Below are 26,925 nucleotides of genomic sequence, written 5' to 3' on the forward strand. Positions count from 1 at the left end.
GGCAACGGCTTTGAAGCCTTTAAGCCAAAGAAACTCTTGGTGGACCGGTCATTCCGGCCCACCAAGAGTTTACATTAGGTGAAGCAAGTCACAGTTCAGTGGCTAGACGTCAGCGGTCGAACCGCCCGCAGCTGCGATCTTGTCTGCAGCACTGGACGAGAACGCATGTGCTTTCACGTCGACCTTGACCGTGATGTCACCGGAACCGAGCACCTTGACGAGCTGGTTCTTGCGAACCGCGCCCATTTCAACGAGCTTATCCACGGTGACTTCTCCGCCGTCGGGGAACAGCGCGGAGATCTTGTCCAGGTTTACTACCTGGAACTCCACGCGGAACGGGTTTTTGAACCCTCGCAGCTTCGGCAGACGCATGTGCAGCGGAAGCTGTCCACCTGCGAAGCCCGCCTTGATCTGGTACCGGGCCTTCGTGCCCTTAGTACCGCGACCGGCGGTCTTACCCTTTGAACCCTCACCGCGACCAACACGGGTCTTGGCGGTGCGGGCTCCAGGAGCGGGACGCAGGTGGTGTACCTTCAGTGCGTGCTCGCGGCCGTTTTCTACACTTTCGTTTTCCATTACTTGGCCTCCTCAACCTTGATCAGGTGAGAAACAGTGTTGGCCATTCCAACTGTCACAGCGTCAGCGTCACGGACAACAGTCTGTCCAATACGCTTAAGACCCAGTGAACGCAGGGTGTCCCGCTGGTTCTGCTTACCACCAATACCGGACTTGGTCTGTGTAATCTCCAACTTTGCAGTGGAAACCATCAGGTTCTTCGCCATAACTCAGACACCCGCCTTCTGGTTCTGGATGTTGCGAAGCATCGAGCTCGATGCCACCTCGTCCAGTGGCAGACCGCGCCGGGCTGCAACAGCCTGAGGCTCCTCGAGCATCTTTAGCGCGGCAACGGTCGCGTGAACGATATTGATGGAGTTGGCAGACCCAAGGGACTTGGACAGGACATCGTGGATACCGGCACACTCAAGCACCGCGCGAACAGGACCACCGGCGATAACACCGGTACCCGGCGAAGCGGGACGCAGCAGGACAACGCCTGCTGCGGCCTCACCCTGGACCAGGTGCGGAACCGTGCCACCAATGCGGGGTACGCGGAAGAAGGACTTCTTTGCTTCTTCGACACCCTTGGCGATGGCCGACGGGACTTCTTTAGCCTTGCCGTAGCCGACTCCGACCATTCCGTTACCGTCACCGACGATTACCAGAGCAGTGAAGCTGAAGCGACGACCGCCCTTGACAACCTTGGACACTCGGTTGATCGTGACCACGCGCTCGATGAACTTGTCTTTGTCGTCGTTGCGACCGCCATCACGGCCTCCGCGACCACCACGGTCACCGCGGCCTCCGCCGCTGTTGCCACCGCGCTCGTTCCGGCGACCGCCGCGGCGGTCATCTCCGGTTCCGCTTCCGGTGGTCGTGGTGGTCTCAGTTGCGTCAGCAGCTTTAGCTTCAGTCACCTGATTTTCCTTTTCATTGTTTACCTCGGTCACAGTGCCAGCCCACCTTCGCGTGCGCCGTCGGCAATCGCTGCGATACGGCCGTGGTACTTGTTACCCCCACGGTCGAAAACAACAGCTTCAATACCGGCAGCCTTGGCACGTTCAGCAACGAGCTCTCCGACACGACGGGCTTTCGCCGTCTTGTCGCCCTCGAGTGACCTCAGATCTGCTTCAAGTGTTGATGCCGATGCCAGGGTTACGCCTCGGCTGTCATCCACCACCTGAACGAATATGTGGCGGGCCGAACGATTTACAACCAGTCGAGGCCGTAAAGCGGTGCCCGTGATGCGTTTGCGAACGCGCAGGTGACGACGGCTGCGCTGTGCAGACCTACTTTTGCCACGCAGTTTGGCGTTAATTCCAAGTGCCATGATTACTTACCAGCCTTTCCGACCTTGCGGCGGATAACTTCGCCGGCATAGCGCACACCCTTGCCCTTATAGGGGTCAGGACGACGTAGCTTGCGAATGTTGGCAGCAACTTCGCCTACCTGCTGCTTGTCGATGCCAGATACGGAAAGCTTTGTAGGGCTTTCCACTGTCAGGGTGATTCCCTGCGGTGCCTTGATGGGAACCGGGTGGCTGTAACCAAGAGCGAACTCGAGGTCCGAGCCCTTCGCGACCACACGGTAACCCGTGCCAACGATTTCAAGTTTCTTCTCATAGCCTTCAGTCACGCCCAAGATCATGTTATTGACCAGTGTGCGTGTGAGGCCATGAAGCGAACGGGACTCGCGGTCATCATTCGGTCGGGCGACGGTGATGGTGGTGTCAACAAGTTCGACAGTGATCGGGTTGGCCACAGTGTGGCTCAACTCGCCCTTAGCGCCCTTGACGGAAACAAGGTTTCCATCGACTTTGACCTCAACGCCGGCAGGTACCGAGATGGGGAGACGTCCAATACGTGACATTATTCTCTACTCCTTCTCTGTTTCCGGTTACCAGACGTACGCGAGGACTTCGCCGCCCACGCCCTTCTTCGCGGCCTGACGATCAGTCAAAAGGCCCGAAGAAGTGGACAGGATAGCGATGCCCAGGCCACCAAGGACGTTGGGCAGGTTGGTCGACTTTGCGTAGACACGGAGGCCCGGCTTGGAAATACGGCGGATACCGGCGATTGACCGCTCACGGTTTGAGCCGAACTTCAAGTCCATGGTCAGCGTCATACCGACCGGCGCCTCTTCTTCCTTCCAGCCCTTGATGTAGCCTTCGGCTTTCAGAATGTCGGCAACACGTGCCTTGAGCTTGCTGTAAGGCATTGACACTGAGTCGTGGTGTGCCGAGTTTGCATTGCGCAGACGCGTAAGCATGTCTGCGACAGGATCTGTCATAGTCATTTGGGCTCTTGCCCTTTCTCGAAACGGTTTCCACCGGACCGCCAATCATTGACGACGACCAGCGGTCAGCGGACCTGTCAGGTAGTTAGTTAGTCTTCGGTCCTGAACGGGAAGCCAAGCGCCTTCAACAGCGCACGGCCTTCATCGTCAGTCTTGGCAGTAGTTACTACCGTGATATCCATACCGCGCACGCGATCGATCCGGTCCTGGTCGATTTCGTGGAACATGGACTGTTCGGTCAGACCGAACGTGTAGTTTCCGTTTCCATCAAACTGCTTCCCGCTCAGTCCGCGGAAATCACGGATACGAGGCAAAGCAAGGCTGACCAGACGGTCTACAAATTCCCACATACGATCGCCGCGCAGCGTTGCGTGCGCCCCAATCGGCATTCCCTCACGCAGCTTGAACTGGGCGATTGATTTGCGGGCCTTCGTCACTACCGGCTTCTGTCCCGTGATCAGGGTCAGATCCTTCACGGCGCCGTCAATGAGCTTGGAGTCCTTTGCAGCATCTCCGACACCCATGTTGACGACAACCTTCGTCAATCGAGGAATCTGGTTTACATTCGCGTAGTCGAACTCTTCCTGGATCGTCTTCTTGATCTCCGCTGCATAGCGGGCCTTCAGACGGGGAACAATCGAGGACGCGGTCGGGGTCTCAGACAGGGTTTCAGTCATCAGAGGTCCTTCCCGGATGCCTTGGACACGCGGATACGGACGGGCTTTTCCCGACCGCCTACATCGCGAGTGTCGATGCGGTAGCCAACGCGTGTCGGCTTCTTCGTCTCGGGGTCAACAACAGCAACATTGGAGACGTGGATCGGAGCCTCAACGGTTTCGATGCCGCCGGACTTTGCACCGCTTTGCGTTTGACCTACACGAGTATGTTTTGTCACCCGGTTGATGCCCTCTACGAGAACGCGGTTAGTGGACGGAAACATTTTCAGGACTTTGCCCTGCTTGCCTCGGTCTCCACCGCGCTCCTGCCTGCCACCAGTGATGACCTGGACGAGATCGCCCTTTTTGATCTTTGCCATGATTTAGAGCACCTCCGGCGCAAGCGAGACGATCTTCATGAACTTCTTATCGCGAAGTTCGCGCCCTACCGGGCCGAAGATACGGGTACCGCGAGGGTCTCCGTCGTTCTTCAAGATCACTGCCGCATTTTCGTCAAACTTGATGTAGGAACCATCGCTACGGCGTCGTTCCTTCTTAGTGCGGACGATAACTGCCTTGACAATATCGCCCTTCTTTACGTTGCCGCCTGGAATTGCATCCTTAACGGTGGCCACGATAACGTCGCCGATGCCTGCGTAGCGACGGCCTGATCCACCGAGAACACGGATGGTCAAGACTTCCTTGGCCCCAGTGTTGTCGGCGATCTTAAGTCGCGACTCCTGCTGAATCACTTATTACTCCTGTCGTCGCGCCGGTTCTCTGAACAGAGCCTTGCGGAACGGATACGGTGGACCCATATTGAGGAGCAGTACAAGACTGCGCTCCACACAATATAGGGATTTGCCATAGCATCCAGTGCGCAGAGGTGGATAGTCTCCGAAAACTGGACAGGCAAGATTGCTAGTTTATTACCAAACGGCCCCAGTCACGAAATCCTGGCGCAGCACGCCAAACATTACAACTGTCGTCGTTGTCTTACGGAGCCGGTATGGCTCCTCGCCCTTAACCCGTTTCCCACAGAAGCAGGAACCACGTCAGAGAAATCTTGGAGCGGTCCGACCCCCCACCGAGTGGGGAGCCGGACCGATGGCGCCAAGGCGTTTTGCCGGCGCCAAGGTACTACTTAGCTTTTTCGATGACCTCAACCAGGCGCCACCGCTTAGTAGCGGACAACGGGCGAGTTTCGGAAATGAGGACTAGGTCGCCGATACCGGCTGTACCAAGTTCGTCATGAGCCTTGACCTTCGTGCTGCGACGAATGATTTTGCCGTAAAGCGCATGCTTTACGCGATCTTCGACCCGCACAACGATGGTCTTTTCCATCTTGTCCGAAACCACGTAGCCACGGCGGGTCTTACGATAGCCGCGGACCTGGGTTTCTTCAGTCACGTTCGTTTCCTTCTCACTCACTTGGCATCATCCTCCGATACCTCGGGCTCTTCAGCCTTGGTGGTCTTTTTCTTGGAGGACTTTTTGTCAGCCTTTGCTTCCTCTACAGGAGCAATGACCTCCGGGCGGATGCCCAGCTCACGTTCACGCAGCACGGTATAAATACGTGCGATGTCGCGCTTTACCACACGCAACCGACCGTGGCTTTCCAGCTGGCCAGTCGCCGACTGGAAGCGAAGGTTGAACAGCTCTTCCTTGGACTTGCGCAGTTCCTCAACCAGACGGTCTTTATCGAACCCGTCCAGCTGCTCGGTCTTGAGTTCCTTTGAACCGATAGCCATGTCTATTCACCACCCTCACGACGCACGATACGTGCCTTCAACGGCAGCTTGTGGATTGCAAGACGCATGGCCTCGCGAGCTACCTCTTCACTGACACCGGAGAGCTCGAAGAGCACACGACCCGGCTTGACGTTGGCGACCCACCATTCTGGCGAACCCTTACCGCTACCCATGCGGGTTTCAGCAGGCTTCTTGGTCAACGGACGATCCGGATAAATGTTGATCCAGACCTTTCCGCCACGCTTGATGTGGCGGGTCATCGCGATACGGGCTGCTTCGATCTGACGGTTGGTGACATACGCGGGGCTCAGAGCCTGGATTCCCCATTCACCAAAGTTGACCGAGGTGCCTCCCGTAGCAGCGCCGGAACGACCCGGGTGATGCTGCTTGCGGTACTTCACTCGACGTGGGATAAGCATTTAAGCCTTTCCTCCTTCTGCGGCCGGAGCTGCAGCCTCTGCTGCTGGGGCTTCGGTTGCCTGCGCGGCTTCGGCCGGAGCCGCTCCACGCTCAGTTGGACGACGGCGACGTTCTCCACCACCGGCACCGCGACCCGGACGGTCTCCGCCGCCGCGTCCACGGGACGGAGCTGCAGCCTGCTGTGCAGCCAGTTCCTTGGAAGTGATGTCACCCTTGTAGATCCAGACCTTCACGCCGATACGACCGAAAGTGGTCTTGGCCTCGAAGAATCCGTAATCGATGTTCGCGCGGAGGGTGTGCAGGGGCACACGGCCTTCGCGGTAGAACTCCGAGCGACTCATTTCAGCACCACCGAGGCGGCCGGAGCACTGGATACGGATACCCTTGGCTCCTGCACGCTGAGCGGACTGCATGGCCTTCTTCATCGCGCGACGGAAGGCGACACGTGAAGACAGCTGTTCAGCAACGCCCTGAGCTACCAGCTGCGCTTCGATCTCCGGGTTCTTGACCTCGAGGATGTTCAGCTGCACCTGCTTGCCAGTGAGCTTTTCCAGCTCTCCACGGATACGATCCGCTTCTGCGCCGCGGCGCCCGATCACGATTCCCGGGCGGGCAGTGTGGATATCTACACGTACACGGTCACGGGTCCGCTCAATTTCCACCTTGGCGATGCCTGCACGGTCCATGCCGGTCGACATGAGCTTGCGGATCAGGATGTCTTCGCGGACGAAGTCCTTGTAACGCTGGCCGGGCTTAGTGCTGTCCGCGTACCAGTGCGACACATGGTCGGTAGTGATACCGAGTCGGAACCCGTGCGGGTTAACTTTCTGTCCCACTTAGCGGTCCTCCTCTTTCTCGGGGGTAGCGACAACAACCGTGATGTGGCTGGTGCGCTTCCTAATGCGGAAGGCGCGGCCCTGGGCCCGCGGCTGGAACCGCTTCATCGTTGTGCCTTCGTCAACATATGCCTTGCTGATGAAGAGGTTTCCCTCGTCAAAAGCAACGCCTTCCCGGTCCGCACGGACACGGGCGTTGGCCATAGCTGACTGTAATACCTTGAATACCGGCTCCGAAGCGCCTTGTTCGGCGAACTTCAGAATTGCCAGAGCCTCATTCGCTTGCTTGCCACGAACAAGGTTGACGACGCGCCGGGCCTTCATAGGCGTTACGCGGATATGACGCGCAATTGCCTTGGCTTCCATTGCTTTCCTTCTCTCGTCTTCTGCCGTCAGGAAAGCGCCTAGCGGCGCTTGCCCCGACGGTCGTCCTTCACATGGCCGCGGAATGTCCGCGTGAGCGCGAATTCGCCGAGCTTGTGCCCGACCATCGACTCGGTGACAAACACCGGAATGTGCTTGCGTCCGTCGTGTACGGCGATCGTGTGACCCAACATGTCGGGAACGATCATCGAACGGCGGGACCACGTCTTGATGACGTTCTTGGTGCCCTTTTCGTTTTCCTTAGCTACCTTGAGGAACAGGTGCTGATCGACGAAGGGGCCTTTCTTCAGGCTGCGTGGCATGTCTCCAGGCTCCTATCGCTTGTTCTTGCCGGAACGACGGCGACGCACAATTTGCTTGTCGCTCTCTTTATTGGCGTGACGAGTACGGCCCTCACGCTTACCGTTGGGGTTGACCGGGTGACGTCCACCGGAGGTCTTGCCTTCACCACCACCATGTGGGTGATCAACAGGGTTCATGGCGACACCACGGACGGTTGGGCGAACGCCCTTCCAGCGGAGACGGCCAGCCTTGCCCCAGTTGATGTTGGACTGCTCTGCGTTACCGACTTCACCGATGGTTGCCCGACAACGAGCATCCACATTGCGGATCTCACCAGAAGGCAGACGCAACTGGGCGTTCTTGCCTTCACGCGCTACCAGCTGAACGGAGGCACCCGCAGAGCGCGCCATCTTGGCTCCACCACCGGGACGCAGCTCCACAGCGTGGATAACGGTACCCACCGGGATATTACGCAACGGCAAGTTGTTACCGGGCTTGATGTCAGCACCAGGTCCAGCCTCGACGAAGTCGCCCTGCTTGAGCTTGTTCGGCGCAACGATGTAGCGCTTGGTGCCGTCAACGTAGTGCAGCAGCGCAATGCGAGCCGTACGGTTCGGGTCATACTCAATTTCGGCAACGCGAGCGTTGACGCCGTCCTTGTCGTGGCGACGGAAGTCGATTAGACGGTACTGACGTTTGTGGCCACCACCCTTGTGACGGGTGGTGATCTTACCGGAGTTGTTGCGGCCGCCCGTCTTATGGAGCGGACGCAGCAGTGATTTCTCCGGCGTCGACCGTGTGATTTCTGTGAAGTCCGCTACGCTCGAGCCGCGACGGCCCGGTGTAGTCGGCTTATATTTACGGATTCCCATAGTTCATTTCCTCGTTAAAGTGGTCTCCGCCCTAGCTGAGCGGACCGCCGAAGATGTCGATTGTGCCGTTCTTCAGAGTGACGATTGCACGCTTTGTATCCTTGCGTGCACCCCATCCGAACTTGGTGCGCTTGCGCTTACCGACACGGTTAATGGTGTTGATCGAATCAACCTTGACCGAGAAGATCTTCTCGATAGCAAACTTGATTTCGGTCTTGTTTGAACGCGGATCCACGAGGAAGGTGTACTTACCTTCATCGATCAGACCGTAGCTCTTTTCCGAAACGACTGGTGCGAGCACCACGTCACGGGGGTCCTTGGCGATGGTCGCGCTCATTTGGCGGCCTCCTTAGCGATGTTCTTGCCAACGAAAGCGTCGTAGGCAGCCTTGGTGAAGACCACGTCATCAGCAACGAGCACGTCATAGGTGTTCAGCTGATCCTGGTAGATCACGTGAACGTGCTCGAGGTTGCGGACCGACAGAGCTGCGACGTCGTTCTCGCGTTCGATGACAACGAGCAACCGCTTGCGGGCCGAGATGGCTCGCAGCGCAGTCATGGAGCCCTTGGTCGACGGGGTATCCCCTTGTCCGAGAGCCTCGATCACGTGGATACGATCAGTGCGTGCCCGATCAGAAAGTGCACCGCGGAGAGCCGCAGCCTTCATCTTCTTGGGGGTGCGCTGGCTGTAGTCACGCGGCGTTGGGCCGTGCACAACTCCACCACCGGTCATGTGTGGTGCGCGGATTGAACCCTGACGGGCACGTCCGGTTCCCTTCTGCTTGAAGGGCTTGCGGCCGGCACCGGAAACTTCGGCACGGTTCTTGGTCTTGTGCGTTCCCTGGCGTGCAGCAGCAAGCTGAGCAACCACTACCTGATGAATCAGGGGCACATTGGTCTGGACGTCGAAGATCTCTGCGGGGAGATCAACATTGATGGTCTTGGTATCGATTGCCATCGAACTAGGCTCCCTTCACAGCGGAACGGACGAGAACGACCGAACCACGGGCACCGGGGACGGCACCCTTGATCAGCAGCAGTGACTTCTCGGCATCCACACCGTGAACCGTGAGGTTCATAGTGGTGAGGCGAACGGCGCCCATACGGCCCGCCATCCGCTTGCCCTTGAAGACACGGCCCGGGGTAGATGCGCCACCGATGGAACCGGGCTTGCGGTGGTTCTTGTGCGAACCGTGCGAAGCACCGACGCCCGAGAACCCGTGGCGCTTCATAACGCCGGCGAATCCCTTACCCTTGGTGGTGCCGACGACGTCGACCTTCTGGCCGGACTCGAAAACCTCGACAGAGAGTTCCTGTCCTAGCTCATAGGATGCGGCGTCAGCCGTGCGCAGTTCAACAACGTGACGGCGTGCAGTAACGCCCGCCTTCTCGAAGTGTCCTGCCAGAGGCTTTGTTACCTTGCGTGGGTCGATCTGGCCATAGCCAATCTGGACTGCCGTGTAGCCATCAGCCTCGGCGTTGCGCAGCTGGGTAACAACGTTGGAATCAGCCTGAACAACAGTCACCGGAATAAGGCGGTTGTTCTCATCCCACACCTGGGTCATGCCGAGCTTCGTGCCCAGCAGTCCTTTTACGTTACGGATTACGGTCATAGTTTCTCAGCACCTCCCTACAGTTTGATTTCGATATTCACGTCAGCCGGCAGGTCGAGACGCATCAGCGAATCAACTGCCTTCGGCGTGGGGTCGATAATGTCGATCAGACGCTTGTGCGTGCGCATTTCAAAGTGCTCGCGGCTGTCCTTGTACTTGTGCGGCGAACGAATAACGCAGTAAACGTTCTTCTCCGTTGGCAGCGGCACAGGGCCCACTACCGTTGCGCCTGCACGCGTGACCGTCTCAACGATCTTCCGGGCCGAAACATCTATGACCTCGTGGTCATATGACTTCAGCCGAATGCGGATTTTTTGTCCCGCCATGGCGTCGTGCCTCTTTCTCCAGTGAGTACCTATGTGGTGCCCTTGTGCAATTACCGTGCCGAGACCCTTGGATCCAGCACCTCCTCCAGCAGACTGAATCCGGATGACCGGGTTCCTCACTCTGCCGAGGGACCGACCCCCGCGGTCGGGCGTGTCGCATAAGATGTGCCAACACCGCCCGAAGAATTGGGGAGGGTTATATTTGGTCTCTGCTACTCGTTGGACGAACTCCCTGCACCTGGCATTATCCAGACCGGGATTCCGTCTCGTTTCGAGCACGCGAGAGCGCTTGAACAACTCAATCAGTGTGCCAGACTCGCGAAGAGATTGCGAATCCGATCTCCATGGCGCAACAAGTCATGACTCGATCGAGTCCTTACTACGATTCAACCGCCACACGGCGAAAGCGATCAATACTGCAGCCACGAGCGTCAACAGAATGAAGGTGTAACCACGCAGGAACCACAACACCGCGAGCGACAAGCCCGCTGCTCCCCACCACGTGAATGTTCGGGATTGCCGAATGACTCCGTGGAGAAGAAGTGCAACGTGACCGAGAAGTGCCCAGAGCTGGTAGCCCGAGTCCTGGGTCAGAAGTGCTAGTAGACCGCTCGTACTAAGTATCGCTGCAGCACCCAACATCCACGCTTGACCGGCAACGGGCCGGCCCCGACGGTGTTCGTAGAGCGCGATCAGCGCGATGGCGACCGCCCAGGTCTGGACGAACCAAAAGATCGATGCCGTCGGATCCAGATGATTCCATATACCTGCAGCGGCAAACACTGCCACCAGGAAGATTCCTTCACCGGCCAGCTCACGCCTTCTCTTGGGCACTTCACGTGCAGCGAAGAATGCGGCAACCACCAGTAGTACAGACGCGGCCACAACCAGCTGTCCTCCCGTCATGGCGGCGAGAGAGCCGAGTGCGAGCGCAGTGACTACCGGCAATATTGCGTAGAGGCGGCGGACCTTCCCGACTCGGTACCGTCGACCCACCATAATCCACGCATAGACGAAGACGAAAGCGCCGCTATGGGCCAGTAACTGCAGTTCCCGGAAACCCCATTCAAGGTTCAGCATCCGAATAATCTCAGCACCAGCGCACCAGCAAGCGGCAATGGACACGATAGAGCCCAGCCCATATAGCCACGACACATTCCAAGTGTGGGATTCCAGAAGAACAACAATGGCCACGATCAGAAGGACTCCGGCCGGAGCCCAGCCACTGGCCGCAACCGAGAAAACGAGCCCCTCGACGAGGAATACTACGGTAGCCACCGTCGCCGTCGTCATTCGTCGTCGCCCAGCTGCTGTTGTACTGCGAATAGTCATCACCAGCACTGCGAGAATCGTAGACAGTGTGGCGACCGCTGCATCAGGAAGTTCAGCTGCGCCAAGCCAACCCTCATCGCTGAACGGTGGCGCGGAACTGAACACGATGAGCATCAAGGGAACACAGGCTAACGCAAGGTAGCGGAGCTCCTTGCGACTCCAGGCGGAGATAACAAGGGCCACTACGCACAAGACAGCCAGTGCAGTCGCCGTCACCCCTCGTTGCGCGAGCGCACCTGCCAGTACCAGGTATCCGGCCTGTGTAGCCGCTAGAAACGCGATGGTGAGCCACCCGGAGGCGCGCTGGAAATCGAGGTTTCTTGTGTATCGCCGGAACAGCGTTCGCAAGAGCTCCTGAACAAGCAATGAGATGGTAAACACGGTGACAAATGTATGAATCGAGACCCTCTGATCCCAGAGGAACACACTGGTCAAAAGCGTCAGCTGAATCTGTCCGCTAAGAAAATACGAGCCCTTGGCAAAGCGACTGTCGTGCAGAGCAGCAATCGTGAAGCAGTAGACAAGCCCGATGCCGAGGAGAATCTCATAGTCAACGACCTCAAACACGGACATCGCCAAGAACGCGGTCAGGGGGAAGACGGCACCGCTGGGAATCTCAATCCATCGAAGCCGGCGGAAGAGAGCGAGACCGCTGATAACGGTACCGAGCGACAGCGTCCACAACGCCGTGATGTCAGTCCATAGTGGACCATCCACCTGTAGAAGCCCGCTGACGGTTCCGATAGACAGGACGGCATACACGGTAGTGGCAACCCCGACCCCCTTCGCAGAGGCCCCACGGCGCAACTGTCCCAGGCTCACCAACTGATTAATGAGGAATCCCAGTGACAACACCACGAGCGCCATGGACAACGCGCCGATTCCCCAGGCCTCTGACCAGTGCCCGTAAGTGAATACAGAGGCGGCCACGGCTACGAGCCCCTGCGCTGTATACCGGTAGACCGACCGCGCAACCCGATCTGGGTGGTGAGCTGCCAGAATGAACGCATAGCCCACGGACCCAGTCAATAGAAGCTCATAATCATGAACTCCGAAAACGGGAATCGCGAAGACAGCGGTCGTGACGATAGCTATCGGGCTAACAGCCTCTAGCCAAGCCAGGCGATGGAAAAGCAGAGTTGCCGGAACCGCGAGCCCAAACAATGGCAGCCACAGACCCGCTGTGACCAGCCACTCGGGCGCGAAGTTCGCTAAAAGCAACACGGCAGCGACGTAAGCCACCCCACCACTCACAACAATCACATACGCGGGGCTTCGGAGATCACGCTTCCGCAGGAGCTGGACGAGGCTGACGAATTGATTGATGACAAGAGCCACGATGATAGCGAGTATGCCCAGATGTGGAGCAGCCGCGGCCCTAACTGAAGGCCAGTAATCCGCCACGAGAAGACCTACGGCCACGACTGCCTGTGCCCTGGCCACGAGTACATACGTTGTCTGCGTCACTGAGTGGGGTAGTGAAGTGACCGCACGTAGTACCGCATATGTCAGGACTACAGCAACTATGATTTCGAAACGCCACAGCTCATAAGGCGGCATGAAGAGCACGAGAACGAGGGCGGCGGGGACTAGAAACTCGCCAGCCTTCCGGATGCGCCAGGCAAGTAGCATCGCCACTAGAGCCGCCGTAAGCACCACCGTCAGTATCTCCGTAGCGACGAGGTCATGTTCGGACCCGATCGCGAGACCGATAAACGCCATGAGTAGAGCAATGCCGAAGGTCCAGTAGACGTCCACGATCTGCCAAGCACGCAAGCCATCGACGCCGCGCGGAGAATCAACCGGTGCCATGTCCCTCGCACCCGAGCCCGGCAGGGGGGAGGTTCGCATCGCAGCAAGATGAGTATCGAAACACACTGCCCAACGAGACGGCAGGCAGACCACAGCAATCGACTGAAGTGCAACACACGCAGCACCAACGTTTACAACGATGGCGGCATCGGCTTCAAGCGTCGCGGCGACGGAAAGCACGGCGATGACTAGGGTTACCCTCAAGCCATAAACATTGAGGACCTGTGCCCTGGAACGCGCAACCACCCACAGGGACGCGACATAGTAGAAGAAAGCTGCAGCCGAGATGAAGAAGTAGTCCAATGCCTCAAGGAATGAAAAGTTCAGGAGTGACACCCCAATGACGCCCGGAACAATGTAACCATGAACTTCTTGAATGACCTGTAGGTACAGACGTCCGGCCCAACGCGGACGTAGCTTTCCGATTACGGTCAGTACCGCAGCGGCGGCAATCGTCGCGGCGAAATACCAGACCAATCCGGCTCCGAGGACGTTAGCCGGCGCCCAGGCAACCGAGAGCATAAAGGGCAGCGTGAGGTAGGCCACCACGCGGCTTTTCAAGCGAATAGCAGCATTCAGGAAGGCTGCTCCACCTAGGACGGCAGTCGCTATCCATGACCAGCCGAGATGGTGAAGGACGAAAATGTTCAACGCCAAACCAACGAATGGAATCATTGCAAGTGCCGCGCCAACAAACGCCACCCCAGCGGGGCGTAGCCGGATCACGCGTTTATGAATCCATAGTCCACCTCCGTAAAATAGCGAAGTTACAGACACGACGACCCCAAAGCGCAGGGCGGATGAAAAGTCAGATCCGATGAACAGCGTCGTAGCCGCGACCAGCAACAGGCTCGCGGTGAAGAGCGTGATGTTGATGTTTCGGAGGTCCCGGGAGGCTCTGGCATCGGCAGTGGCAACCTTCGACGCCCCAGGGCTCTTAGGCCTCACGGATGTGGCGGCTACAGCTTTTGGCGCCTTTACCCCCTGCTGCGAAGTATACGAGCTCTCCCTGGCCCCCTCGTTCTCAGGGACCCGCACGAATTCAGGTGTCCGCTCGGTGGATACCACTGGTCTTGGAGTAAGCGACTCCGTCGAAACTGCTGCAGATGCTGTGGTGGTGCCCGTCGTCATATTTTCGGGAACGGCTGATGCGCTCGAGATGGCGGCTGCATTCCACCCCGCAGCGTATCCCTCTTCGAAGATCACAGCCGCCGGCGGTAAAACGCGAGTGTCCGCTGGAGCGCCCGTGCTCTTTCCGGAAAGAGACTTGAACCGCCATCCGCACGCCACACCTACAGCGAGGCCAATCACCAATACAAATACGATCATGTTGTAGAAAGACTCCCCCACGTGGTGGTTGTCGCCGTTACCAAGACAACCGTCATCCTATCGACATAGTCCTCGAAGGAAGTTTCGTCTGTGGATAACTGCGAGTTAACGCACGAATCCCCCTGTTGCGAATGCAACAGGGGGATTCGTGTTTGATCCCGTTAGCCGGGACCTGCAAGGAGTCAGAGACTACTTGTTGATTTTCGTCACACGTCCTGAACCAACGGTGCGTCCACCTTCGCGAATTGCGAAGCTGAGTCCGTCTTCCATGGCGATCGGCTGGATCAGATCAACGGTCATTTCCGTGTTATCACCGGGCATAACCATCTCGGTGCCTTCAGGCAACGTGATGACGCCAGTGACGTCCGTTGTGCGGAAGTAGAACTGAGGACGGTAGTTCGAGTAGAACGGGTTGTGGCGTCCGCCCTCATCCTTCGAGAGAATGTACACATTCGCATCGAAGTTGGTGTGCGGGGTGATCGAGCCCGGCTTCACGATAACCTGACCACGCTCAACGTCTTCACGCTTGATACCGCGCAGCAACAGACCACAGTTCTCGCCTGCCCATGCTTCATCGAGCTGCTTGTGGAACATTTCAATGCCGGTTACCGTCGTCTTCTGGACCGGACGGATGCCAACGATTTCGACGTCGGAGTTGATCTTCAGGGTGCCACGCTCGGCACGGCCAGTGACGACAGTTCCACGACCGGTGATCGTGAAGACGTCCTCAACGGGCATCAGGAACGGCTTGTCCTTGTCGCGAATCGGGTCCGGAACGCTATCGTCAACTGCCTGCATCAATTCCTCGATGGACTTGACCCACGTCGCGTCCCCTTCGAGAGCCTTGAGAGCCGAGACTCGGATTACAGGAGCGTTGTCGCCATCGAAACCCTGGTCCCCAAGAAGTTCGCGGACTTCCATTTCCACGAGGTCCAGCAGTTCCTCGTCGTCAACCATGTCTGACTTGTTCAAAGCGACCATCAGGTAGGGAACACCAACCTGGCGGGCAAGAAGAACATGCTCACGCGTCTGTGCCATTGGGCCGTCTGTCGCTGCAACCACGAGGATTGCACCGTCCATCTGAGCAGCACCAGTGATCATGTTCTTGATGTAGTCAGCGTGGCCCGGAGCATCAACGTGAGCGTAGTGACGCTTCTCCGTCTGGTACTCAATATGCGAAATGTTGATCGTGATGCCGCGCTGGCGTTCTTCGGGCGCGTTGTCGATCTGATCGAAAGCCGATGCCTCGTTGATGTCAGGGTACTTGTCGTGCAACACCTTAGAGATAGCTGCAGTCAAAGTGGTCTTACCGTGGTCAACGTGACCGATGGTTCCGATGTTTACGTGCGGCTTTGTCCGCTCGAACTTGGCCTTGGCCACGAGTTCCTCCTAGAACGATTTAAGAAGTCTTACTCTCGGTGACGCTTTTCGTCACCGAAACTTCAGCAAGTCTACTTGGGGCATTGTCAATTGATGAAATTCCATCCCGTACCGTCGTCGTCGACCCCTGACAGGGATTCGACGACGACGTGAGTACGGAAGTTACTCTCCGCGGTTCTTCTGAACAATTTCCTCGGCGACTGCCTTGGGAACCTCGGAATAGCTGTCGAACTGCATGGAGTACACTGCGCGGCCCTGGGTCTTTGACCGAAGGTCCCCGATATATCCGAACATTTCGGACAGCGGCACGTTAGCGCGCACTACCTTGACGCCACTGGCATCCTCCATCGAGAGAATCTGTCCACGGCGCGAATTCAGATCGCCGATCACGTCTCCCATGTATTCCTCCGGTGTACGAACCTCTACCGCCATCAGCGGTTCGAGCAGCACCGGATTGGCACGCCTAGCGCCCTCCTTGAAGACCTGCGATCCCGCGATCTTAAAGGCCATTTCGGAAGAGTCGACGTCGTGGTAGGCACCGTCAAGCAATTTCGCCTTGACGCCAACCAACGGATATCCAGCCAGGATACCCAAACGCATTGCATCCTGGATTCCGGCGTCAATGGACGGAATGTACTCGCGAGGAATACGTCCACCGGTGACCTTGTTCTCGAACTCGTAGAACACGCCGTCTGACGTGTCCAGCGGCTCGAATGAAACCTGAACCTTCGCGAACTGACCCGATCCACCCGTCTGCTTCTTGTGAGTGAAATCGACCTTGTCTACCGCGTTCTTGATGGTTTCACGGTACGCCACCTGAGGCTTGCCAACGTTCGCCTCAACACGGAATTCCCGACGCATGCGGTCGACAAGAATGTCTAGGTGCAGCTCACCCATGCCACCGATTTCCGTCTGCCCGGTGTCCTCGTTCTGAGTCACCGTGAAGGTGGGGTCTTCGTCCGAGAGTTTCTGGATAGCTAGTGACAGCTTCTCCTGGTCACCCTTGGTCTTCGGTTCGATTGCAACGAAGATTACCGGCTCCGGGAAGCTCATAGATTCCAGAACGATCGGGTGGGCCGGATCGCATAGGGTGTCGCCGGTAGTGACGTCCTTCAACCCGATGGCCGCATAGATGTGACCCGTGGTGATCTCGTCCACAGGATTTTCCTTGTTGGCGTGCATCTGGAAGAGCTTTCCGATGCGCTCCTTCTTACCCTTTGTGGTGTTGATCACCTGGGTGCCTGACGAGGCACGTCCCGAGTAGACCCGAATGTACGTCAACCGACCGAAGAACGGATGGGTAACGACTTTGAAAGCGAGCGCGGCGAAAGGCGCGCTTGCATCGGCCGGACGCTCGAGGATGACTTCCTCGTCGCGGATGTCATGGCCCTGAATGTTCGGAACGTCCAGCGGGGTCGGCAAGTAAGAAACAACGGCGTCGAGCATAGGCTGAACACCCCGGTTCTTAAACGCTGAACCACAAAGGACGGGGTACGCCTCGGAGTTGATGGTCAGCTTGCGAATGCCTGCCTTGAGTTCCTCTAAGGTGAACTCTTCGCCTTCGAGGTACTTGTTCATCAGCTCGTCGCTGGCTTCCGCCACACCCTCGAGCAGCGCGGCACGGTATTCGTCGGCCTTCTCACGGAGATCTGCAGGGATCTCCTCGATTTCGTACTTGGCGCCCATGGTGACATCACCCTTGGAATCGCCGCGCCAGGTGAGCGCACGCATCTCAACGAGGTCAATGACTCCCTCGAATTCGCTCTCGGAGCCGATCGGCAACTGCAGAACCAGAGGCTTTGCCTTCAGTCGATCCACAATGGTCTGCACTGTGAAATAGAAGTCAGCGCCGAGTTTGTCCATCTTATTGACGAAGCAGATCCGTGGGACATCGTATTTGTCAGCCTGGCGCCATACAGTCTCTGACTGCGGCTCAACGCCTTCCTTGCCATCGAAGACAGCAACTGCACCATCGAGCACGCGCAGGGAGCGCTCGACCTCGACCGTGAAGTCAACGTGCCCTGGGGTGTCAATAATGTTGATCTGATGGTTATCCCAGTAGCAGGTCGTGGCTGCGGAAGTAATGGTGATCCCGCGTTCCTGCTCCTGCGCCATCCAGTCCATCGTCGATGCGCCGTCGTGCGTCTCGCCGATCTTATGGTTGATGCCCGTGTAGAACAGGACTCGTTCGGTTGTGGTGGTTTTACCGGCGTCGATGTGAGCCATGATGCCGATATTGCGGACCTTGTTGAGGTCGGTAAGCACGTCCAGTGCCACGGTGTCTCCCTTATTCCGTCAAATGGAGTTGGTTAGGCACGGCGGCGGGAAACAGATGTTTCCCGCCGCCGGAGGCGATTTACCAGCGGTAGTGGGCGAATGCCTTATTGGATTCGGCCATCTTGTGCGTATCTTCGCGACGCTTTACAGCAGCACCGAGACCGTTGGACGCATCCAGGATCTCGTTCATCAAGCGCTCGGTCATGGTTTTCTCACGGCGGGCCTTCGAGTATCCGACCAACCAACGCAGAGCCAGTGCCGTTGCGCGGCCAGGCTTTACCTCGACCGGAACCTGATAAGTTGCGCCGCCAACACGACGGGAGCGAACTTCGAGTGTGGGGCGCACGTTATCCATGGCCTTTTTGAGTGCAGCAACCGGGTCTCCGCTGATCTTTGTCTGGACACCTTCAAGTGCACCATAAACAATGCGCTCTGCAGTGGACTTCTTACCGTCCACCAGAACCTTGTTGATCAGCTGGGTAACGAGCGGGGATCCGTATACGGGATCCACGACGAGGGGGCGCTTTGGCGCAGGTCCCTTACGAGGCATTACTTCTTCTCCTTCTTGGCGCCATACAAGCTGCGCGCCTGGCCACGGTTTTTAACGCCCTGGGTATCAAGCGCACCACGGACGATCTTGTAGCGAACACCGGGGAGGTCCTTCACTCGTCCACCACGAACAAGCACAATGGAGTGCTCCTGGAGATTGTGGCCAACGCCGGGAATGTAGGCAGTTACTTCAATGCCGCCGTTGAGGCGGACACGAGCAACCTTACGAAGCGCCGAGTTCGGCTTCTTCGGGGTGGTGGTGTACACACGAGTGCAGACACCGCGACGCATAGGGCTACCCTGAAGTGCAGGAGCCTTGGTTTTAGTGATCTTGGGCGTCCGGCCCTTCCGGACCAGCTGGTTAATTGTAGGCACTTATCAGTTCTCCATAAGTTCTATTCGGGTAATTCTGATTCGCTGCTCCCAAGGCCCGACGGCTATGCCTATTTCGGGCGATTGGTCAGCTCTTGTAGTCGTTCAGCATTCCTACTCGCAGTACCCCGAGGGCTACTAGGTAAACGACTGTAGGCGTGCAAAAGCGTGGCATTCGTTGTACAAGTTCCCTACAACCCGGAGATACGCCTGCGAGGACGCCGATCCACTGCCACACATAAACAATTATTAATCAGTCTAACAGAATCCCACACAAGCCGGTACGCGGCGAGGTCATCCTTTAACGGCCGAGGTCACCGCCTGCATCCCAGTGTGGGACTACAAGGGGTGACCTCGGCACTTTGGAGCGCGGTTATCTACCGGAAATCGCTACCCATGTCGTAGTCGTCGAGGGGAATCGCGTGGAATTCAGGACTCATCCCGCCTTCAGCTCCGGCGTAGTCAAAGTCACTAAATGCACTCGGACCCGTGAAGAGGTTTGCTTTCGCTTCCTCCGTGGGCTCCACCGTGACCTTCGTGTAACGATCCAAGCCGGTGCCGGCCGGGATCAATTTACCGATGATGACGTTCTCCTTGAGGCCAAGCAGCGGATCGCTCTTACCTTCCATGGCGGCCTGCGTCAGAACACGCGTGGTCTCCTGGAAGGATGCAGCGGACAGCCACGACTCAGTCGCGAGTGACGCCTTGGTGATACCCATGAGCTCGGGCCGACCTGATGCCGGCTTCTTGCCCTCGGATACAACACGGCGGTTCTCTTCCTCGAAGCGACTGCGAGCAGCGAGCTCCCCCGGAAGAAGATCCGAGTCACCGGACTCAATAACCGTCACGCGACGCAGCATCTGGCGAACAATAACCTCGACGTGCTTGTCGTGGATACCTACACCTTGGCTGCGGTAAACGGTCTGAACCTCGTCGACGAGGAATTCCTGTGCCTTGCGGGGCCCAAGAATTCGCAGGATCTGCTTTGGATCAACAGCACCGAAGACAAGCTGCTCCCCCACTTCAACGTGCTGGCCATCTTCAACAAGAAGACGCGCACGGCGGAGGACAGGGTAGGCAATCTCTTCGGATCCATCATCCGGAGTGACAACCAGACGCATCTGCTTGTCGCCATCCTCGATAGTTACCCGACCCGCAGTCTCAGAGATCGGAGCAACTCCCTTAGGGGTACGTGCTTCGAAGAGCTCTTGGATACGGGGTAGCCCCTGAGTGATGTCTTCCGCAGAAGCCACACCACCGGTGTGGAAGGTACGCATGGTCAACTGTGTGCCCGGCTCACCGATCGACTGCGCGGCGATGATACCGACAGCCTCACCGATGTCCACGGTTTTACCCGTGGCCAAGGACCGGCCATAGCACAATGCACACGTGCCGACAGCAGACTCACACGTGAGAACCGAACGGATCTTGATCTCTGAAATACCAGCCTTGAACAGCTTGTCAATCAGCACATCACCGACATCTGAACCGCCAGTAGCCAGCACATCGCCGTCGTTGCCGACGACGTCGACAGCCAACGTGCGAGCGTAAGCCGAGTTCTCTACCTCGTCATGCAGATTCAATTCACCATTCTGATCGGCAACAGCGATCGGAACCGTGAGCCCACGCTCAGTGCCGCAGTCCTCCTCGCGGACAATGACGTCCTGCGAGACGTCCACCAGGCGACGGGTCAGGTAACCGGAGTTGGCCGTACGAAGCGCCGTATCCGCAAGGCCCTTGCGGGCGCCGTGGGTCGCGATGAAGTACTCGAGAACCGACAGTCCCTCACGGTATGAGGACTTGATGGGCCGCGGGATGATTTCACCCTTCGGGTTAGCCACCAGTCCACGAATACCGGCAATCTGACGGACCTGGAGCCAGTTACCACGGGCACCGGAGGACACCATGCGGTTGATGGTGTTCTCCTTGGTCAGGCCCTTCATCATGGCCGCCGCAACATCGTTGGTTGCCTTGTTCCAGATATCGATGAGTTCCTGACGACGCTCGTCGTCCGCAAGCAGACCCTTGCCGTACTGAACTTCAACCTTTGCAGCCTGAGCTTCGTAGCCCGCCATGATCTCGGGTTTCTCCGGCGGAGCCAGAATGTCCGAGATAGCGACAGTAACGCCTGAACGGGTTGCCCAGTAGAAACCGGAGTCCTTCAGGTTATCCAGCGTTGCCGCAGTGACCACCTTCGGATACCGCTCAGCGAGGGTGTTGACGATCGTGGACAGTTCTCCCTTGTCCGCCACCGCAGCCACCCAAGGGTAGTTATCGGGAAGCGTGTCGTTGAACAAGACCTGTCCGAGCGAGGTTTCGATCAGCGCCGGCGTACCCTCTTCCCAACCTTCGGGAGCAGGCTGTTCCTCAGAAGGAACAAAGTGCGGAATCCGAATTTTCACGACTGCATTCAGGTGCAACTGACCCAGGTCAAGAGCCATGACGGCTTCGGCTGGCGTTGAGAACAGTCGCCCCTCGCCCACGGCACCTTCACGCTTGGTGGTCAAGTGATGCAAGCCGATGATCATGTCCTGCGACGGCAGAGTCACTGGACGACCGTCAGAAGGCTTCAAAATATTGTTCGAGGACAACATCAGAATGCGCGCCTCAGCTTGGGCCTCCGGGCTCAGTGGCAAGTGCACAGCCATCTGATCGCCGTCAAAGTCAGCGTTGAACGCACCACAGACGAGCGGGTGAAGCTGAAGCGCCTTACCCTCAACGAGTTGCGGCTCGAACGCCTGGATCCCTAGACGGTGCAGAGTAGGCGCACGGTTGAGCAGCACGGGATGTTCCGTGATGATCTCTTCCAATACATCCCAGACCTGCGGCCGGTAGCGCTCAACCATGCGCTTTGCGCTCTTGATGTTCTGCGCGTGGTTGAGGTCGACAAGACGCTTCATGACGAACGGCTTGAAAAGCTCCAGAGCCATCTGCTTGGGCAATCCGCACTGGTGCAGCTTCAGCTGAGGGCCGACGACGATAACGGAACGCCCTGAATAATCAACGCGCTTACCCAAAAGGTTCTGACGGAAACGTCCCTGCTTGCCCTTGAGCATGTCAGAGAGCGATTTCAGCGGACGGTTGCCCGGACCCGTCACCGGACGGCCACGACGGCCGTTGTCAAACAGGGAGTCAACGGCTTCCTGAAGCATGCGCTTCTCATTGTTGACGATGATCTCGGGTGCCCCAAGATCCAGAAGACGCTTTAGACGGTTGTTCCGGTTGATCACACGTCGGTACAGGTCATTGAGATCCGACGTCGCAAAACGTCCACCATCGAGCTGAACCATGGGACGCAGCTCCGGTGGGATCACCGGCACGGCGTCGAGGACCATACCCAAGGGGCTGTTGGTCGTGGTCAGGAACGCATTGACAACCTTCAGACGCTTGAGTGCACGCGTCTTGCGCTGGCCCTTACCGTTCTGAATGATGTCCCGCAACAGCTCTGACTCAGCCTGCATGTCAAAGTTCTCAAGCCGCCGTTTGATGGCCTCAGCACCCATGGAGCCTTCGAAATACAGACCGTAGCGGTCACGCAGTTCACGGTATAGACCCTCGTCACCTTCGAGGTCTGCGACCTTCAGGTTCTTGAAGCGGTCCCAGACCTGCTCCAGCCGTTCAATCTCGGCGTCGGAGCGCTTACGGATCTGCGCCATGGATCGGTCCGCTGAATCGCGGGCTTTTTTCTTCTCGGCAGCCTTGGCGCCTTCGCCCTCAAGCCGGGCAAGTTCGCCTTCAAGACCCTGCGCGATGGCGGCGATATCCGCATCACGCTGGTCTACGAGATGCTTCTTCTCAACGTCGTGCTCTGCCTGAAGGTTCGGAAGTTCCTTGTGACGGTTGTCTTCGTCGACCCACGTGATCATGTAGGCGGCAAAGTAGATGATCTTTTCAAGATCCTTCGGCGCCAGGTCCAAAAGGTAACCGAGGCGAGAAGGAACACCCTTGAAGTACCAGATGTGAGTTACCGAAGCAGCCAGTTCAATGTGACCCATGCGCTCACGACGAACCTTGGCGCGCGTGACTTCAACGCCGCAACGCTCGCAGATGATGCCCTTGAATCGGACACGCTTGTACTTGCCGCAGTAGCACTCCCAGTCGCGTGAAGGACCAAAGATCTTTTCGCAGAAAAGACCGTCCTTCTCCGGCTTCAGGGTTCGATAGTTGATGGTCTCGGGCTTACGCACCTCGCCGTACGACCAGTCACGGATTTCATCCGCGGTGGCCAGGCCGATTCGCATAAGACCGAATGAGGATTCGCTGGACATATGGTCCCTGTTCTCTCTTGTTCTCGGAGTGTGAATGTCTATGGGTTACGGAAAGAGGTTCTAGACCTCTTCAACAGAGCTTGGCTCGGCCCGCGAGAGGTCGATTCCCAGCTCTTCCGCGGCCCGGAAGACTTCTTCGTCCGAGTCACGCATTTCAATGGTGTTGCCTTCCGTGGACAGGACTTCCACGTTGAGGCACAACGACTGCATTTCCTTGATCAGAACCTTGAACGATTCCGGAACGCCCGGCTCAGGGATGTTCTCACCCTTCACGATGGCTTCGTAAACCTTCACACGGCCATGGATATCATCTGACTTGATGGTCAGAAGTTCCTGCAGTGTGTACGCGGCACCGTAAGCCTCCAGGGCCCAAACTTCCATTTCACCGAAGCGCTGTCCACCGAACTGCGCCTTACCACCCAACGGCTGCTGCGTGATCATGGAGTACGGACCTGTGGAGCGCGCGTGGATCTTGTCATCAACAAGGTGGTGCAGCTTCAGAATGTACATGTAGCCGACGGAGATCGGGTCAGGGAACGGTTCGCCAGAGCGGCCGTCGTAGACCTGCGTCTTACCAGTGGATCCGATCAGACGGTTGCCATCACGGGTCACATTCGTTGAGTCGAGCAATCCGGTGATTTCCGACTCGGAAGCACCGTCGAAGACCGGTGTTGCAACCGTCGTCGGGCCGGACTCACGGGGGAAGTTCTGGAGGCTCTGGACCCAGTCTGGCTCGCCCTCGATCTTCCAACCCTGCTTAGCGGCCCAGCCAAGGTGAATTTCCATGACCTGGCCCACGTTCATTCGTCCCGGAACACCCAAGGGGTTCAGGACGACGTCGACCGGTGTGCCATCTGCAAGGAATGGCATATCCTCGATCGGCAGGATCTTGGAGATAACGCCCTTGTTTCCGTGACGGCCAGCGAGCTTGTCGCCATCCGTGATCTTGCGCTTCTGCGCCACGTGAACCCGGACCAACTGGTTTACGCCTGGGGGCAGCTCGTCGTCATTGTCCCGATCGAAGATACGGACACCAATAACAGTTCCAGACTCGCCATGGGGAACCTTCAACGATGTGTCTCGAACTTCACGGCTCTTCTCACCGAAGATGGCGCGAAGCAGACGCTCTTCCGGAGTCAGCTCCGTCTCACCCTTCGGTGTGACACGGCCTACAAGGATGTCGCCGGCCTCAACCTCAGCACCGATGTGAATGATGCCGCGCTCGTCCAGCGCGCCAAGAACGTCTTCGCTCACGTTCGGAATGTCGCGGGTGATTTCCTCAGCGCCCAGTTTTGTATCCCGGGCATCGACCTCATGCTCTTCGATATGGATAGAGGTCAGGACGTCCTCAGAAACAACACGCTGCGACAGAATGATTGCATCCTCGAAGTTATGACCCTCCCAAGACATGAATGCCACCAGCATGTTCTTGCCAAGCGATAGCTCACCCTGATCGGTGGACGGACCATCGGCGATGACGCCCTCAACCTCGAGTCGCTGGCCCTCTTCGACCACAACGCGCTGATTATAGGCGTTGCCCTGGTTGGAGCGGGCGAACTTCATGATGGGGTAGTGAGTTTCCGTGCCGTCGTCATTGAGCATCGTGACCATCTCGGCTGATACTTCCTGAACGACGCCGGGCTTGACAGCGACAACCGAGTCCCCGGCGTCGACCGCGGCGTCGGCTTCCATACCGGTACCAACCAGCGGGCGCTCCGCCCGAAGCAACGGCACAGCCTGACGCTGCATATTGGCACCCATGAGGGCACGGTTGGCGTCGTCGTGCTCCAGGAACGGAATCAGCGCCGTAGCAACAGAGACCATCTGACGCGGGGAAACGTCCATGTAGTCAACGGCTTTGGCCTCGACCAGAAGAGGTTCACCTGAACCACCGCGGGTACGCACAAGGACCATGTCCTCGGCGAAGTGCTGGTCCGTTGTCAGAGGCGCGTTCGCCTGAGCGATCTGGCACTCGATCTCATCATCAGCCGTCAGGTAGTCAACCTGCTCTGTAACCAGGCTCCCGACAACCTTTCGGTACGGAGTCTCGATAAACCCGAACGCGTTGATGCGACCGTAAGTAGCCAGCGACCCGATCAAGCCAATATTCGGTCCTTCAGGGGTTTCGATGGGGCACATGCGGCCATAGTGCGAAGGGTGGACGTCACGGACTTCCATGCCTGCACGGTCACGGGACAGACCACCTGGGCCAAGCGCAGAAAGCCGGCGCTTGTGCGTAAGGCCCGCGAGCGGGTTGTTCTGGTCCATGAACTGCGACAGCTGCGACGTTCCGAAGAACTCTTTCATGGCAGCAACCACAGGCCGGATGTTGATCAGTGTCTGCGGGGTAATGGCTTCAACGTCCTGCGTGGTCATACGCTCACGGACCACGCGCTCCATGCGGGACAGACCCGTGCGGACCTGGTTCTCGATGAGCTCACCCACTGCGCGGATGCGGCGATTGCCGAAGTGATCGATGTCATCGACCTCAACGCGGATGTCCGCTTCCTGACCGTCCCGGTGCGCCTTGATGCTCTTCTCGCCAGCATGCAAAGCCACCAAGTACTTAATCATGGCGACGATGTCTTCCGTATCCAGTACCGAAGCATTGGATTCGCTGAGTGACTTGTCCAGACCCAGCTTGCGGTTGATCTTATAGCGACCCACCTTTGCAAGGTCGTAGCGCTTTGCGTTGAAGTACAGATTGTCCAGCAGGTTCTGTGCGGCTTCGACTGTTGGGGGCTCGCCTGGACGCAACTTGCGGTAGATGTCCAGAAGGGCGTCTTCCCTGGTCTCGGTGGCGTCCTTCTCCAGTGTTGCCCGGATGGAGTCGTACTCGCCAAACGTCTCGAGGATTTCTCCCTCGGTCCAGCCAAGCGCCTTGAGCAGGACCGTGACGGACTGCTTGCGCTTGCGGTCTAGACGGACACCGACCTGGTCACGCTTGTCGATTTCCAACTCGAACCAAGCACCACGCGAGGGAATGATCTTCGCTGTGAAGATGTCCTTGTCACTGGTCTTGTCCACGGCCCGCTCAAAGTACGCACCCGGCGAGCGGACGAGCTGCGAAACTACCACGCGCTCCGTACCGTTGATGACAAAAGTTCCCTTATCTGTCATCAACGGGAAATCGCCCATGAACACGGTCTGCTGCTTGATTTCACCCGTGTTGTTGTTCATGAACTCGGCCTTGACGTACAGTGGCGCCGCGTATGTGGCGTCCCTGTCTTTGCATTCGGCCATCGTGTACTTGGGGTCCGCGAACTCCGGCTCCGAGAAGCTCAGGGACATCGTTCCCTGAAAGTCTTCAATCGGCGAAATCTCCTCGAAGATATCCGACAGGCCTGCCGTTGTTGCGACACCCTGGAGACCCTCTTCAAGGGCCTGCTCAACACGGGTCTTCCACTTCTCATTGCCAACGAGCCAATCAAAGCTGTCGGTCTGGAGGGCTAGGAGGTTAGGAACGTCCAGCGGTTCATGAATCTTCGCGAATGAAATCCGACGCGCTGCGTCCGGAATTTCAGAGTTGTTAGCGGTTGCATTATTAGCGGTGCTCGAGGCGACCAAGAGGGATCCTTCCACAGACCTTCAGGCTATCCGCGACTCCACGCTCA

At 57.7% G+C, this 26,925-nt stretch carries 27 protein-coding genes; all 27 read right to left on the reverse strand.

What is annotated here, in order from left to right; genetic code table 11:
• Nucleotides 1–102: 102 nt before the first annotated feature.
• Nucleotides 103–576, reverse strand: coding sequence for a 50S ribosomal protein L15 (gene rplO, locus JOE65_RS12610; protein ID WP_205163523.1), 474 nt, complete (start codon nt 574–576; stop codon nt 103–105).
• Entirely contained in the window at nt 576–782 is a 207-nt protein-coding gene (gene rpmD, locus JOE65_RS12615) for a 50S ribosomal protein L30 (protein ID WP_205163524.1), read from the reverse strand. Before rpmD ends, rplO begins: the two co-directional genes overlap by 1 nt.
• 3 nt (nt 783–785) lie before the next feature.
• Nucleotides 786–1,475 (reverse strand): 30S ribosomal protein S5, encoded by a 690-nt coding sequence (rpsE, locus tag JOE65_RS12620; protein ID WP_205163525.1) that lies wholly within the window; start codon nt 1,473–1,475, stop codon nt 786–788.
• Nucleotides 1,476–1,504: 29 nt separating this feature from the next.
• Nucleotides 1,505–1,888 (reverse strand): 50S ribosomal protein L18, encoded by a 384-nt coding sequence (gene rplR, locus JOE65_RS12625; RefSeq protein ID WP_205163526.1) that lies wholly within the window; start codon nt 1,886–1,888, stop codon nt 1,505–1,507.
• A gap of 2 nt (nt 1,889–1,890) precedes the next feature.
• Nucleotides 1,891–2,427 (reverse strand): 50S ribosomal protein L6, encoded by a 537-nt coding sequence (gene rplF / locus JOE65_RS12630; RefSeq protein WP_205163527.1) that lies wholly within the window; start codon nt 2,425–2,427, stop codon nt 1,891–1,893.
• A 27-nt stretch (nt 2,428–2,454) separates the two neighbouring features.
• Nucleotides 2,455–2,853 carry a 30S ribosomal protein S8 gene (gene rpsH / locus JOE65_RS12635; RefSeq protein WP_205163528.1) on the reverse strand — a complete coding sequence of 133 codons (399 nt, stop codon included), beginning with the start codon at nt 2,851–2,853 and terminating at the stop codon, nt 2,455–2,457.
• 89 nt (nt 2,854–2,942) lie between these two features.
• Nucleotides 2,943–3,530: a 50S ribosomal protein L5 gene (gene rplE / locus JOE65_RS12640; RefSeq protein ID WP_205163529.1), complete on the reverse strand. Its 588-nt coding sequence runs from the start codon at nt 3,528–3,530 to the stop codon at nt 2,943–2,945.
• Nucleotides 3,530–3,889, reverse strand: coding sequence for a 50S ribosomal protein L24 (gene rplX, locus JOE65_RS12645; RefSeq protein WP_205163530.1), 360 nt, complete (start codon nt 3,887–3,889; stop codon nt 3,530–3,532). The genes rplE and rplX overlap by 1 nt, the downstream gene beginning before the upstream one ends.
• Nucleotides 3,890–3,892: 3 nt before the next feature.
• Entirely contained in the window at nt 3,893–4,261 is a 369-nt protein-coding gene (rplN, locus tag JOE65_RS12650) for a 50S ribosomal protein L14 (protein WP_205163531.1), read from the reverse strand.
• A gap of 388 nt (nt 4,262–4,649) precedes the next feature.
• Nucleotides 4,650–4,940, reverse strand: coding sequence for a 30S ribosomal protein S17 (gene rpsQ / locus JOE65_RS12655; RefSeq protein WP_205163532.1), 291 nt, complete (start codon nt 4,938–4,940; stop codon nt 4,650–4,652).
• Nucleotides 4,937–5,260 carry a 50S ribosomal protein L29 gene (rpmC, locus tag JOE65_RS12660; protein ID WP_205163533.1) on the reverse strand — a complete coding sequence of 108 codons (324 nt, stop codon included), beginning with the start codon at nt 5,258–5,260 and terminating at the stop codon, nt 4,937–4,939. Before rpmC ends, rpsQ begins: the two co-directional genes overlap by 4 nt.
• A gap of 2 nt (nt 5,261–5,262) precedes the next feature.
• Nucleotides 5,263–5,679, reverse strand: a complete 417-nt coding sequence (gene rplP / locus JOE65_RS12665; RefSeq protein ID WP_205163534.1) for a 50S ribosomal protein L16 — start codon at nt 5,677–5,679, stop codon at nt 5,263–5,265.
• Nucleotides 5,680–6,516: a 30S ribosomal protein S3 gene (rpsC, locus tag JOE65_RS12670; RefSeq protein ID WP_205163535.1), complete on the reverse strand. Its 837-nt coding sequence runs from the start codon at nt 6,514–6,516 to the stop codon at nt 5,680–5,682. It lies immediately after the preceding gene.
• Nucleotides 6,517–6,882 (reverse strand): 50S ribosomal protein L22, encoded by a 366-nt coding sequence (gene rplV / locus JOE65_RS12675; RefSeq protein ID WP_205163536.1) that lies wholly within the window; start codon nt 6,880–6,882, stop codon nt 6,517–6,519.
• Nucleotides 6,883–6,920: 38 nt separating this feature from the next.
• The gene (gene rpsS / locus JOE65_RS12680; RefSeq protein WP_205163537.1) at nt 6,921–7,202 is read right to left on the reverse strand and encodes a 30S ribosomal protein S19; all 282 of its coding nucleotides are present in this window, start codon (nt 7,200–7,202) and stop codon (nt 6,921–6,923) included.
• Nucleotides 7,203–7,214: 12 nt separating this feature from the next.
• Nucleotides 7,215–8,054, reverse strand: a complete 840-nt coding sequence (gene rplB, locus JOE65_RS12685) for a 50S ribosomal protein L2 (protein WP_205163538.1) — start codon at nt 8,052–8,054, stop codon at nt 7,215–7,217.
• 31 nt (nt 8,055–8,085) lie between these two features.
• Nucleotides 8,086–8,391, reverse strand: a complete 306-nt coding sequence (rplW, locus tag JOE65_RS12690; RefSeq protein WP_205163539.1) for a 50S ribosomal protein L23 — start codon at nt 8,389–8,391, stop codon at nt 8,086–8,088.
• Nucleotides 8,388–9,011 (reverse strand): 50S ribosomal protein L4, encoded by a 624-nt coding sequence (gene rplD, locus JOE65_RS12695; protein WP_205163540.1) that lies wholly within the window; start codon nt 9,009–9,011, stop codon nt 8,388–8,390. Before rplD ends, rplW begins: the two co-directional genes overlap by 4 nt.
• Nucleotides 9,012–9,015: 4 nt before the next feature.
• Nucleotides 9,016–9,666 (reverse strand): 50S ribosomal protein L3, encoded by a 651-nt coding sequence (rplC, locus tag JOE65_RS12700; RefSeq protein WP_205163541.1) that lies wholly within the window; start codon nt 9,664–9,666, stop codon nt 9,016–9,018.
• Nucleotides 9,667–9,683: 17 nt separating this feature from the next.
• Entirely contained in the window at nt 9,684–9,992 is a 309-nt protein-coding gene (rpsJ, locus tag JOE65_RS12705; protein WP_003803825.1) for a 30S ribosomal protein S10, read from the reverse strand.
• A gap of 357 nt (nt 9,993–10,349) precedes the next feature.
• A complete protein-coding gene (locus tag JOE65_RS12710) occupies nt 10,350–14,465 on the reverse strand; it encodes a hypothetical protein (protein WP_205163542.1) in 4,116 nt (1,371 codons plus the stop codon).
• Between the two features lie 189 nt (nt 14,466–14,654).
• Nucleotides 14,655–15,845: an elongation factor Tu gene (tuf, locus tag JOE65_RS12715; protein WP_205163543.1), complete on the reverse strand. Its 1,191-nt coding sequence runs from the start codon at nt 15,843–15,845 to the stop codon at nt 14,655–14,657.
• Nucleotides 15,846–16,007: 162 nt separating this feature from the next.
• The gene (gene fusA / locus JOE65_RS12720) at nt 16,008–18,122 is read right to left on the reverse strand and encodes an elongation factor G (protein ID WP_205163544.1); all 2,115 of its coding nucleotides are present in this window, start codon (nt 18,120–18,122) and stop codon (nt 16,008–16,010) included.
• Nucleotides 18,123–18,201: 79 nt separating this feature from the next.
• Nucleotides 18,202–18,672, reverse strand: a complete 471-nt coding sequence (rpsG, locus tag JOE65_RS12725; protein WP_205163545.1) for a 30S ribosomal protein S7 — start codon at nt 18,670–18,672, stop codon at nt 18,202–18,204.
• Nucleotides 18,672–19,046, reverse strand: a complete 375-nt coding sequence (rpsL, locus tag JOE65_RS12730) for a 30S ribosomal protein S12 (protein WP_205163546.1) — start codon at nt 19,044–19,046, stop codon at nt 18,672–18,674. Before rpsL ends, rpsG begins: the two co-directional genes overlap by 1 nt.
• 374 nt (nt 19,047–19,420) lie before the next feature.
• A complete protein-coding gene (locus JOE65_RS12735) occupies nt 19,421–23,311 on the reverse strand; it encodes a DNA-directed RNA polymerase subunit beta' (RefSeq protein WP_205163547.1) in 3,891 nt (1,296 codons plus the stop codon).
• A 60-nt stretch (nt 23,312–23,371) separates the two neighbouring features.
• A complete protein-coding gene (gene rpoB / locus JOE65_RS12740; RefSeq protein WP_205163548.1) occupies nt 23,372–26,878 on the reverse strand; it encodes a DNA-directed RNA polymerase subunit beta in 3,507 nt (1,168 codons plus the stop codon).
• Nucleotides 26,879–26,925: the final 47 nt, after the last annotated feature.

It is taken from the genome of Arthrobacter roseus (genome assembly GCF_016907875.1).
In the GTDB taxonomy this organism is placed as follows: Bacteria; Actinomycetota; Actinomycetes; order Actinomycetales; family Micrococcaceae; genus Arthrobacter_J; species Arthrobacter_J roseus.